This window comes from Streptomyces sp. NBC_00104, assembly GCF_045160825.1.
Taxonomy (GTDB): Bacteria; Actinomycetota; Actinomycetes; order Streptomycetales; family Streptomycetaceae; genus Streptomyces.
Window position 1 is genome coordinate 4,610,074 of sequence record NZ_CP108215.1, and the last position, 11,568, is coordinate 4,621,641.

The 11,568-nt window shown below is 70.7% G+C and carries 7 protein-coding genes; 4 read left to right on the forward strand and 3 right to left on the reverse strand.

Features of this window, described 5'->3' with window-relative positions:
* Nucleotides 1-54: 54 nt before the first annotated feature.
* Entirely contained in the window at nucleotides 55-2,082 is a 2,028-nt protein-coding gene (locus tag OG272_RS20140) for an N-6 DNA methylase (RefSeq protein ID WP_405894292.1), read from the reverse strand.
* 212 nt (nucleotides 2,083-2,294) lie between these two features.
* On the opposite strand from OG272_RS20140, the gene OG272_RS20145 reads away from it, so the two are divergent.
* Together OG272_RS20145 and OG272_RS20150 are read left to right on the forward strand one after the other, a co-directional pair.
* Nucleotides 2,295-2,423, forward strand: coding sequence for a hypothetical protein (locus tag OG272_RS20145; protein ID WP_326582272.1), 129 nt, complete (start codon nucleotides 2,295-2,297; stop codon nucleotides 2,421-2,423).
* Between the two features lie 74 nt (nucleotides 2,424-2,497).
* Nucleotides 2,498-3,235 (forward strand): hypothetical protein, encoded by a 738-nt coding sequence (locus tag OG272_RS20150; protein WP_327729363.1) that lies wholly within the window; start codon nucleotides 2,498-2,500, stop codon nucleotides 3,233-3,235.
* 33 nt (nucleotides 3,236-3,268) lie between these two features.
* On the opposite strand, the gene OG272_RS20155 is transcribed toward OG272_RS20150, so the two are convergent.
* Nucleotides 3,269-3,991 carry an HNH endonuclease family protein gene (locus OG272_RS20155; protein WP_326582270.1) on the reverse strand — a complete coding sequence of 241 codons (723 nt, stop codon included), beginning with the start codon at nucleotides 3,989-3,991 and terminating at the stop codon, nucleotides 3,269-3,271.
* Between the two features lie 545 nt (nucleotides 3,992-4,536).
* Between OG272_RS20155 and OG272_RS20160 the strand changes: the two genes are divergently transcribed.
* Nucleotides 4,537-5,964, forward strand: a complete 1,428-nt coding sequence (locus OG272_RS20160) for an RICIN domain-containing protein (protein WP_405894295.1) — start codon at nucleotides 4,537-4,539, stop codon at nucleotides 5,962-5,964.
* Between the two features lie 177 nt (nucleotides 5,965-6,141).
* Here OG272_RS20160 and mfd read toward each other — a convergent pair whose 3' ends face one another.
* On the reverse strand, nucleotides 6,142-9,675 hold the full coding sequence (gene mfd / locus OG272_RS20165; protein WP_405894296.1) for a transcription-repair coupling factor: 3,534 nt from the start codon (nucleotides 9,673-9,675) through the stop codon (nucleotides 6,142-6,144).
* 385 nt (nucleotides 9,676-10,060) lie between these two features.
* Here mfd and OG272_RS20170 point away from each other — a divergent pair, with 385 nt between their 5' ends.
* Nucleotides 10,061-11,536, forward strand: a complete 1,476-nt coding sequence (locus OG272_RS20170) for a DUF2079 domain-containing protein (protein ID WP_405894297.1) — start codon at nucleotides 10,061-10,063, stop codon at nucleotides 11,534-11,536.
* The last annotated feature ends 32 nt before the right edge of the window (nucleotides 11,537-11,568 follow it).

The following is an 11,568-nucleotide window of genomic DNA, read 5'->3' on the forward strand; positions in this document are numbered from 1 at the left end:
GATCGTGGAGGGAGTTGGCGGTGCCGGGCCGCCCTGACCACGAGGTCCGCCGCCTCAGTCCGGGGCGACCGTACCGTCCGTCAGTCCGTCGTACATGCCGCGCACCAGGCGTTCGCCGAGGCGGCCCGCCTGGCGGAGGGCGGCCTCGAAGGCGGCCAGGGCGCGGAACCGTTCGCCGTAGCGGCGTTGCTGGTCCAGGGGAAGCCGGGGCAACTGGAGGCGGCGTACGTCGAGGCGGGTCGCGGTGGAGGCGTAGCTGCTGGCCTGGCGACTGTTGGCGGTGCCGCGCAGGAAGCCGGCGACGAACCACGCGTCGAGCGCGGCCGGGTCGGGGCGCAGCAGCGTGAGGTTGCGGCCGAGGGCTGCGCCGGCGGTCTCCTCGTCGATCACCCGGGCGACCCCGCCGCCGCCCAGGACGGGGACGACGACGTCGCCGGGCTCCACGAGCACGGGGTCCTCACCGGTCTCCGGCAGGGTTCCCGAGGGGGCCGTGCCGGCCAGGACGTCGTGATCGGTGAGCACGCGCGCGTGGGGGCCGCTCCCGCCCGTGCGCAGCACGAGGGCTCCCCCGCGCGCGAGTTCGCCGACCGTCGTGAGGGGCCAGCGCGCGGTCTCCACCCCGTCGGCGACCGGGGGCGCGAGGTCGGCGGTCAGCCGCAGGGTCTCGCCGAGGCGTTCGCGTACGGCGGTCAGCTCCTCGGCGCCGCCGCCCGCGGCCGGGGGCGGCAGATGCCGGGCGGGGGCCAGGTCCACGTCGTCGTCGAGCAGGTCGATGACCGGCACCGAACGGCTGAGCCCCGGCTGTTCCGTCACCTCGCCCGCCCGGTCGAAGGGCCGCCAGGCGTCGAGCACGGCGGTGCGCACCGCCGTCCAGTCCACCCCGCTCCGTCCCTCGGGCACGAGCCGCCCGGTGTCGACGAGCAGCAACTCCGGTGGCACGGGCGCCTTACCGGGCCTGCGCAGCACCCACAGGTGCAGCGGGATGTTGTACGGCGGTGCCGCGCCCACCGGCAGCGCGATCACGGCGCGCAGGGCGCCCCGGCGCAGCAGGTCGGCGCGGATACGGCGCCCCGAGCGGCGGCTCGCGACGGCCGGCGGCATCAGCAGCACGGCGGTGCCGCCGTCCTCCAGGCGGGCCAGCGCGTGCTGCACCCAGGCGAGTTCGGATTCCGTACGGGCCGGGAAGCCGTACTCCCAGCGCGGGTCGTAGGCGAGTTCGTCGTGGCCCCAGTTGCGCTCGTTGAACGGCGGGTGGCACAGGACGGCCTCGGCCCTGAGGTGCTCGTACGCGTCCGCGCGGAGGCTGTCGCCCGGGGCGGTGCGGATGGTGCTCTTGCCGCGCAGGGCGAGGCGGAGCGCGGTGAGGGCGGCCAGGTCGCTGGAGCTGTCCTGGCCGTACAGCTCCTGGCCGGACCGCGGGGCGACGGCGCGCAGGAGGGCGCCGGTGCCGCAGGCCGGGTCGAGCACCGAGCGCGCGGGCCCGGCGAGTTCGGCCATCAGCTCGGCGAGCTCGCCCGGAGTGAGCGTGTACTGGCGCGGGTTGGCGTCGAGGTGCCGGGCGAGCAGGAACTCGAAGGTCTGGCGCGCGCCCAGGTCGGCCGCGAGCTCGGTGGCGCCGCGCAGCAGCGGGATCGAGGGCAGGAACTCGGCGGGGGTCGGGTGCGGCACGGCCGGCTCACGGACCAGGCCGAAGCGCGGGGTGAGGACGTGCCAGAGCGGCTCGGGCAGAATCCGGGCGAGTTGCCCGTCGTCGGGGCAGGCACTCAACTCCAGCCAGGCCAGGGGCCGGTCGTGGAGGTAGAGCAGCGCGCAGCCCGCGTGCACCAGGGCGGTCACGGGGCCCTCCGGGTGGCCGGTGACCTGCTGCCAGACGCGTTCCTTCAGGGGCACCTCGGCGAGCTTGCCCTGGTTGCGCAGCCACTCCTCGACCTCGGCGAGCGAAAAGGCCGGGCTGGTCTCGGTGCCGCCGACCGGTTTGGGGAAGTCGGCGTGCCGTCGCCGCCAGTTGCTGACGGCGGCGCGACCCACCCCGGCGAGCCGCGCGATGTCCGCGGCCGTGACCTCTGTCCCGTTCCCCTGCACGCGCCCGGCTCCCCTCGTACCTGGTGGTGTGACGTCGAGCATACCGACGCACGCAAGATCTACCCATACACGCCGTGTACACGCTCGACTTTGTGAACTGTGTTGACTCGGTTCACAAGCTCTGCTGTCATTGACCCATCGAACGACGGACCGCCCGATCCGGGTGGTCACACGTCGGCTGCGCTGTCACACACCGGGGGAGGAACACGGCCATGGGGATGAAAACCCAGCTCGCGCCGAACGCGGCGGCGGTCGGTCTGCTCCACCGGAAGCACGGCGCGCGTGACAGCGGCACGGTTCACGACTCCTGGGGCGACGTACTCGCCACCCGCGCGTACTGACGCCACAGCTCACCAACCACCCGACGACACCGCTCACTTCTCGCTTCACCACCGATTCCCAGGGGGGAACTCCCATGCGTCGCACCGCACTCGCCGCTCTCTGCATCGCCGCCGCGGCCACCTTCTCGCTCACCGGCTGCCTGCCCGGGGACAAGGACGAGCCGAAGGGCCCGTTCGCCGGGCTGACCGGCGGCGAGATCGCCAACAAGGCCGTGAAGGCCACCTCGGACGCCGAATCGCTCCGGATGAAGGGCGAGGGCGAGGACAGCTCCGGGGAAACGGTCCAGATGGACATAGCGATGAACAAGAAAGGCGACTGCGCCGGCACGCTGAGCATGAACGGCGAGGGCGAGGCCGAGCTGGTCAAGGTCGACGACACCATCTACATGAAGTACGACGAGGCGTTCGTGCGGGCCCAGTCGAAGGACTCGTCCAAGGAGGAGGCCGACATGCTCGTCGACATGCTGGCCGGCAAGTGGACCAAGACGTCCGCGACCGCCGAGGACTCCAAGGACATCGCGAGCTTCTGCGACCTCGACACCGTGCTCGCCGACTTCAAGGACGTCAACTCCGACGCCACGCGCGGCAAGGCCGCCAAGGTCGACGGCACCCCCGCGATCGTCCTCAACGAGAAGGACGGCAAGGACCGTTACACCCTGTACGTGGCCACCGACGGCAAGCCGTACCTCCTGCGGGTCGTCAGCAAGTCCGCCGACGAGCCGAGCGACCTCACCTTGACCGACTACAACAAGCCCGTCCCGGCCGAGGCCCCCAAGGGCAAGATCATCGACCTGGACAAGGACTTCGGCTGACGCACCCTCCCGCCGGGCGGCACCGCGACCACCTCAGTCCGCGTGGAAGCGGGCCGGGGCCTTGGTCGGGTTGCCGCCCGTGGGCAGTTTCTGGTCGGGGCAGGTGGTCAGGACGCGCTTCATGGCGGACTGTTCGGCGGAGGTGACCCAGAGGTCGTACTTCGTCTTCACGGCGACCTGGGCGGCCACATAGGTGCAGCGGTACGCCTTGTTGGGCGGGAGCCAGGTGGCCGTGTCACCGTCGCCCTTGCCGCGGTTGGTGCCGGAGTCGACCGCCAGGAGGTTGAGCGGGTCGTTGGCCAGGGCTATGCGCTTGCTGTCGTCCCACTGCTGGGCGCCTTTCTGCCACGCGTCGGAGAGGGCCACGATGTGGTCCACGTCGACCTTGCTGCGGCCCCGGACGTACGGCACGTCACCGCCGGTGTACGGGTCCGGGTCGAGCACCCCGGAGACCACCGTGCAGTCGTCGGCCCGGAACTTCACGTCGTCCAGGTCGCGCTTGAGTATGTCGTCGCGGGTGCCGCAGCTGTTGGAGTCCGTGTCGGCCCAGGGGCTGCCGAACTCGCCGCGGTCGTAATCGGTCTTGGGCGCCCGCCCCTTGACGGTCAGCGCCTCCGCGGCGGCGAACGCGGCGCCGCCACCCCCGCCGGGGCTCTCCCGCGGTCCGGCCGAGCCCTCCGTGTTGTCGAATTCGCAGCCGGTCGCGGCGACCAGCACCAGAGCGACGACGGCGACCCCACCCCTCAGACGCACCACGCGACACCCCTTTCCTCTGTTCTGTGCACGCACGCGGTCCTGCGTGGGGTTCCCCGTCTCCCCTGCTCAACACCGTAGCCCCCAGGTGCGGGAGATGGTCGGTCAGCGTACGTCGGGAGACCTGACGGCGATCGTGGTCGCCCGGGACCCGGAGGAGATCTCCCGCACGGCCACCCAGTCGCCGGTCCCCCGGCGTGACGGCCGACTCACGGATCGCCGGCCGGGACCCGCTCACCCCAGGGGATGCCGGACGCGAGGCCGAAACGCGAAGCCGGGGAGCCGAAACTTCGAACAGAAATCGACTCGACCAAACATCCCGCGAACCGGACCTCCGTGAGTATTCGACCCGTCGCACAGCCTCAGGTCGACCTACTTGCCAGTTCAGGCAGGATAATTCAGGACTTTGCGGCGCCCGGATGACATCCGCGCGATTCAACACGTTCACACTCTTGACACGCATCTGTCGCAAGCATTCTCATGCTGCACGTTGGTTTCAGCCAGGTTTTGGTTGTTCTCGTGCTGTCCTGTCGTGAATGGAACCCCCGATGCGTCGTGTCTGGCTCTTCCTGCTTGCCGTGCTGATAGGTCTCCTCCCGCAAACCCTTCTGATGGGCACCGCGCACGCGGCCACCGTCACCATCCCCAACGCCACCCAGTTCACGGACACCACAGGTGCCGTCGTGCACGCGCACGGCGGGGGCGTCATCAAGGTCGGCTCGTACTACTACTGGTTCGGAGAGAACCGCAACGAGGACAACTCATTCCGGTATGTGTCCGCGTACCGCTCGACCGATCTGAAGACCTGGGAGTTCCGACGCCACGTCCTGACCCAGGCCAGCGACCCGGAGCTCGCCTCGGCCAACATCGAGCGCCCCAAGGTCATGTACAACGCGTCCACCGGCAAGTTCGTCATGTGGATGCACAAGGAGCTGGCCACCGACTACACCCAGGCCCGCGCCGCCGTCGCCGTCTCCGACACCGTCGACGGCGACTACACCTGGCAGGGCAGCTTCCGCCCGCTGGGCCACATGTCCCGCGACATCACCGTCTACACGGACGACGACGGCACCGGCTACATGATCTCGGCCGCGCGCGAGAACCGCGACCTGCACATCTACCGCCTCAGCCCCGACTACCTCACCGTCGAAACCCGTGTGCAGCTGCTCTGGCCCGGCCAACTGCGCGAGGCTCCCGCCCTGTTCAAGCGCAACGGCGTCTACTTCCTGCTCACCTCCGGCGCCACCGGCTGGCGGCCCAACCAGCAGATGTACGCGACCGCCTCCAGCATCACCGGCACCTGGGGCGCCCTGCAGAACGTCGGAGACGCCACCGCGTACGGCTCGCAGACCACGTTCGTCCTTCCCGTGCAGGGCAGCTCGGGCACCGAGTACCTCTACATGGGTGACCGCTGGGGCAACTCCTTCAACCAGAACGTGAACGCGTCCAAGTACGTGTGGCTGCCGCTGGAGTTCCCGACCGACACCACGATGACCATGGACTGGTTCGCGCAGATCAACGTCGACACCGCGGCCGGGAAGGTCGACGGCGTCGGCGGACCCTGGGAGACGATCACCGCCCGCCACAGCAACAAGTGCCTCGACGTGCCCAGCAGGTCCCTGGACGACGGCACCCAGATCACCCAGTACACCTGCAACGGCGGCATGAACCAGGCATGGTGGTTCAAGGACATGGGCAGCGGATACGTCCAGGTCGTCGCCCGGCACAGCGGCAAGTGCCTCGACGTGGCCAACAACTCCACCGCCGACGGCAACCCGATCATCCAGTGGACCTGCGGCACCGGCAGCAACCAGCAGTGGCAGCTCCAGGACGCCGGTGACGGCTGGCTCCGCCTCGTCTCACGCCGCAGCGGCAAGTGCCTCGACGTGTTGGACAAGTCCACCACCGACGGCGCCAAGCTCATCCAGTGGGGCTGTGGCAGCGGCACCAACCAGCAGTTCAAGCGCGGCGCCTGATCACGCGCGCGGCCCTGACGTTCGGCCCGCGGCTGCCCCGACCGGACTTCTCCGGCCGGGGCCGCGGTACGGATGCCGGGTCGTTCCGCAAGCGATCGACAGCGATCGACAGCGATGGACGGCGGGCGCCCGCGATGGACGGCGGGCGCCGTCGACCGGCGAACGTCCCCTACGCCCTCACGAGCCCAGAATCGAAGCCAGGAACTCCCCGGTCCACCCCAGCAGATCCCGTCCGACCAGCGGCTTCCCGCCCACCTTCGCCGTCTTCGGGCGGGGCACCAGCACCTGGTGGGCGGCCGGCTTGATGACCGTGCCCGGGTACAGGCGCTTGAGGCGGAGCTCCTGGGACTCCCGCAGTTCCACCGGGGCGAAGCGGATGTTGGCGCCCTGGAGGACGATCTCGCCGACACCGCAGGCGCGGGCGAGCATGCGCAGACCGGCGACCAGCAGCAGGTTCTCCACCGGCTCGGGGAGCTTGCCGTAGCGGTCGACGAGTTCCTCGCGTACCGCGGCGATGTCGGCCTCGGTGTTGACGGAGGCGATCGCCCGGTACGCCTGCAACCTCAGCCGCTCCCCCGGCGCGTAGTCGTGCGGGACGTGCGCGTCGACCGGCAGCTCGATCTTGACCTCGAGCGGCGGCTCCTCCTCGATCCCCCCGGTCTCCAGCTGGCGGCGGTAGTCCGCGACGGCTTCGCCCACCATGCGGACGTAGAGGTCGAAGCCGACGCCCGCGATGTGGCCGGACTGTTCGCCGCCCAGCAGATTGCCCGCGCCCCGGATCTCCAGGTCCTTCATCGCCACGTACATGCCCGCGCCCATCTCCGTGTGCTGGGCGATGGTCGCGAGGCGCTCGTGCGCGGTCTCCGTCAGGGGCTTCTCCGGCGGGTACAGGAAGTACGAGTAGCCCCGCTCCCGGCCTCGGCCGACACGCCCCCTCAACTGGTGCAGCTGCGACAGGCCGAAGGTGTCTCCCCGCTCCACGATCAGCGTGTTCGCGTTGGAGATGTCGATGCCCGACTCCACGATCGTCGTCGAGACGAGGACGTCGAACTTCTTCTCCCAGAAGTCGACGACGACCTGCTCCAGGGCCTGTTCCGACATCTGGCCGTGGGCCGTCGCGATGCGTGCCTCGGGGACGATCTCGCGCAGCCGGGAAGCCGCGCGGTCGATGGACTCCACCCGGTTGTGGATGTAGAAGACCTGGCCCTCGCGCAGCAGTTCGCGGCGGATGGCCGCGCCGATCTGCTTCTCCTCGTACGGGCCGACGAAGGTCAGGACCGGGTGCCGTTCCTCCGGAGGCGTCGTGATCGTCGACATCTCCCTGATGCCCGTGACCGCCATCTCCAGGGTGCGCGGGATCGGCGTCGCGGACATCGTCAGGACGTCCACGTTCGCGCGCAGCTTCTTCAGCTGCTCCTTGTGCTCGACGCCGAACCGCTGCTCCTCGTCCACGATGACGAGGCCGAGATCCTTGAACTTGGTCTCGGAGGAGAAGAGGCGGTGGGTGCCGATGACGATGTCGACCGCGCCCTCGCGCAGCCCCTCCAGCGTGCCCTTGGCCTCGGTGTCCGTCTGGAAGCGGGACAGGGCCCGGACGTTCACCGGGAACTGCGAGTACCGCTCGCTGAACGTGCCGAAGTGCTGCTGCACCAGGAGGGTGGTCGGGACGAGGACGGCGACCTGCTTGCCGTCCTGGACGGCCTTGAAGGCGGCCCGGACCGCGATCTCCGTCTTGCCGTAGCCGACGTCGCCGCAGATCAGGCGGTCCATCGGGACCGTCTTCTCCATGTCCTCCTTGACCTCGGCGATCGTCGTCAGCTGGTCGGGCGTCTCGGCGTACGGGAAGGCGTCCTCCAGCTCCCGCTGCCAGGGCGTGTCCGCACCGAACGCGTGACCGGGCGCCGCCATCCGCGCGCTGTACAGCTTGATGAGGTCGGCGGCGATCTCCTTGACCGCCTTCTTCGCGCGCGCCTTGGTCTTCGTCCAGTCGGCGCCGCCCAGGCGGTGCAGCGTGGGTGCCTCGCCACCGACGTACTTCGTGATCTGTTCCAGCTGGTCGGTCGGGATGTAGAGGCGGTCGCCGGGCTGGCCGCGCTTGGCGGGGGCGTACTCCACGACCAGGTACTCACGGGTCGCGGCCTGCACGGTCCGCTGGACCATCTCGATGTAGCGGCCGACGCCGTGCTGCTCGTGGACGATGTAGTCGCCCGCTTCGAGGGTGAGCGGGTCGATGGTCTTGCGGCGGCGGGCGGGCATCCGGGCGCCGTCCTTGCCGGCGGCCTTCTGTCCGGACAGGTCGGTCTCGGTGAGGACCGCCAGCTTCAGGGACGGGTCGATGAAGCCGTAGTCGATCGAGCCGCACGCCACGTGCACGACGGACGGGGCGACCTCCTTCAGGTCGGCCGCCAGCCGGGCGGCGATGCCCTCGCCGCCGAGCACCTCGACCGTGCGGGCGGCCGGGCCGTGGGCCTCCGTCACGAACACCGTGCGCCAGCCGTCGGCGAGCCAGCCCTTGGTGTCGGCGAGGGCCTTGGCCGTGTCGCCGCGGTAGGTCTCGGGGGCGTGCATGCCCAGCTTGAGGGTGTCCGCCTCAAGCTCCTCGTCGGCCGCGAACGGCGACACCGACCACCACATCATGTCCAGCTCACGGGCCCGGTCGCGGACGTCCGCGATGGACCGGAGGGAGGCCGCGCCGACGTCGATGGGTGCCTCGCCGCCTCCGGCGGTCGCCGCCCACGACGCCTGCAGGAACTCCTGCGAGGTGGTCACCAGGTCCGCGGCCCGCGTCCGCACCCGCTCCGGGTCGCACACGATCGTCATGGCGCCCTTCGGCAGGACGTCGATCAGCAGTTCCATGTCGTCGACGAGGACCGGAGCGAGGGATTCCATCCCTTCGACGGCGATGCCCTCGGCGATCTTGTCGAGGAGTTCGCCCAGTTCCGGGTGGCGTTCGGCGAGGGCACGCGCGCGGGCGCGTACGTCGTCGGTGAGGAGGAGTTCACGGCAGGGCGGCGCCCACAGGCCGTGCGCGGCGACCTCCAGCGATCTCTGGTCGGCGACCTTGAAGTACCGGATCTCCTCGACGTCGTCGCCCCAGAACTCCACCCGGAGGGGGTGCTCCTCGGTCGGCGGGAAGACGTCCAGGATGCCGCCGCGTACGGCGAACTCGCCGCGCTTCTCGACGAGTTCGACGCGGGAGTACGCGGCTGCCGCCAGCGCCTCGACCGTACGGTTCAGGTCGGCCGTCTCGCCCGTGCGCAGGGCGACCGGTTCCAGGTCGCCGAGACCCTTGACCTGGGGCTGGAGGACCGAACGGACCGGGGCGACGACCACCGAGACCGGGCCGGTCTCCGGGTCGTCGGGGCGCGGGTGGGTCAGGCGGCGCAGGACGGCGAGACGGCGGCCGACGGTGTCGCTGCGCGGGCTGAGGCGCTCGTGCGGGAGCGTCTCCCACGCCGGGTACTCCACGACGCCGTCCGGGGGGAGCAGGGAGCGCAGGGCCGCCGCCAGGTCCTCGGCCTCGCGGCCCGTCGCCGTCACGGCGAGTACGGGGCGGCCGGCGTCCCGGGCGAGGGCGGCCACCGCGAAGGGGCGGGCCGCCGGGGGGCCGACCAGGTCGATGTGGGTGCGGTGGCCGTCGGACGCCGCCCTGATCGCTTCCGCGAGGGGGGCGTCCTTGACTACGGCGTCTAGCAGACCGTGGAGGCTCATTGAGGGCGTTTCCCGTCCGGGTGGGCAAGGTGTGGGGCTCAAGGGTGGGGCTACTGGCTCGTGGGGCTGCTGGGGCAACACGAACGCCCGGACTCGTGTGACGGGCCGGGGGTGTCCAGGGTACGACGAGCGGTGTGGGGGGTGTGGACGACTTCTGTCTCGCCCCCGCCGCCCCTACCCGTCCCCGTCACCAGGGGCTGCGCCCCTTCGACCCCCGGGTCCCTGTGCGTTTCCCTGTGCGTTTGTTCGTACGTGCGGGAGCGTCGTGGTCGATCGCGCAGTTCCCCGCGCCCCTTGAGAGCAGGGGCTGCGCCCCTGCGAACACAGGCCGCCTAGTCTCTTGAGGCACCCCTTGTCCCCCGCCCCCAGCCGAACGTGAGCACCCATGGTCCCGAGCGCCCCGTCCACGAAGCCGTCGGCGCCGTCGCTCATACCGGGGCCGTTCGCGGCCTCGGCCCCGCCCCGTGACCGGCGATTCCCCCTTGCGGGCCGTGAGCCGTACCTGCTGGCGGTCGGGCTGTTCGTGGCGTACGCCACGGTGTCGGTCGGGCGGTACCTGCGGATGGGGACCCGTTCGTACGACCTGGGGATCTTCGAACAGACGGTGCGGGCGTACGCGCACTTCCAGGCACCGGTCGTGGAGCTGAAGGGGCCGGGGTACAACGTTCTCGGGGATCACTTCAGCCCGGTCACCGTGCTGCTCGCGCCGTTCTACCGGGTGTTTCCGTCCCCCGTGACGCTGCTCGTCGCGCAGGCGGCGCTGTTCGCGCTGTCGGCGATACCGGTGACCCGGGCGGCGACGCGCGTGCTGGGGCGGGCCCGGGGGCTCGCGCTGGGGGTGGCGTACGGGCTGTCGTGGGGACTGCAGAACGCCGTGGACTTCGACTTCCACGAGATCTGTTTCGCGGTTCCGCTGATCGCGTTCTCCCTGGAGGCGCTGCTGCTGCGGCGGTGGCGGGCGGCGCTGCTCTGGGCGCTCCCGTTGGTGCTGGTCAAGGAGGACCAGGGGCTGACACTGGCGGCCATCGCGGTCGTCGTCGCGCTACGGGCCCGGCGGCACGGCTCACCCCGGGTGGTGCCGTACGCCATCGCGGTCGCGGCGTTCGGCGCGGCGGCCACGCTGCTCACCTTCACCGTGGTCATCCCGGCCTTCAACACCGCCGGTGCCTCCGACTACCTCGCCAAGGTCGGCGGCTCCGGCCCCCTCGACGGCGTGGACGTCAAGATCCGCACCCTCCTCTGGCTGCTGGTCCCGACCAGCGGACTGCTCGCCCTGCGCTCACCGATCCTCCTCGCCCTCCTTCCCACCCTGGGCTGGCGGTTCGTCTCCTCCGACCAGCACTACTGGGGCACGAGCTGGCACTACAGCGCCGTACTGATGCCGATCGTCACCCTCGCGCTCGTCGACGCGCTCCCGGCCGCCCGCCGCAGCTCCCGCCCGTGGCTGCGCTCGTACTCCCTCCATCTGCCCGCCGCCGTCCTCGCGGCCGCGCTCGCCCTGACGACCGCGCTGCCGCTGGGCGGCCTCACCAAGGCCGACGCCTATCGTGTCCCGGCCGGTGTCAGGGCCGTGGAGAAGCTGCTGGACACCATCCCGGACGGGGCCACCGTCGAGTCCAACATCGGCCCCATCAGCCGGCTGACCTCCCGCTGCCGCGTCTTCTGGATCGGCCGCGCCAAGGGGATCGCGCCCGACTACATCGCCTTCAACAACTCCTCCGGCTGGGTGAAGGACGTCCCCGCGTTCGCCCGTCAGCTGCATCCGCGGGACGCGTACGTGCTGCGAGGCGTCATCCAGGGATACGTGCTGCTGAAACGTACGTCCCCCGCGAGCACGTCCCCCGAGAGCACGTCCCCCTGATCACGTCCTCCTGCTGATCACCTCGTCCTGCT

What these genes read in the sequence shown, in the direction of transcription:
- OG272_RS20145 (WP_326582272.1), top strand. Translation starts at nt 2,295, where the DNA reads ATGGGGATGAAAACCCAGCTCGCGCCGAACGCGGCGGCGGTCGGTCTG.
- OG272_RS20150 (WP_327729363.1), top strand. Translation starts at nt 2,498, where the DNA reads ATGCGTCGCACCGCACTCGCCGCTCTCTGCATCGCCGCCGCGGCCACC.
- OG272_RS20160 (WP_405894295.1), top strand. Translation starts at nt 4,537, where the DNA reads ATGCGTCGTGTCTGGCTCTTCCTGCTTGCCGTGCTGATAGGTCTCCTC.
- mfd (WP_405894296.1), bottom strand. Translation starts at nt 9,675, where the DNA reads ATGAGCCTCCACGGTCTGCTAGACGCCGTAGTCAAGGACGCCCCCCTC.
- OG272_RS20170 (WP_405894297.1), top strand. Translation starts at nt 10,061, where the DNA reads ATGGTCCCGAGCGCCCCGTCCACGAAGCCGTCGGCGCCGTCGCTCATA.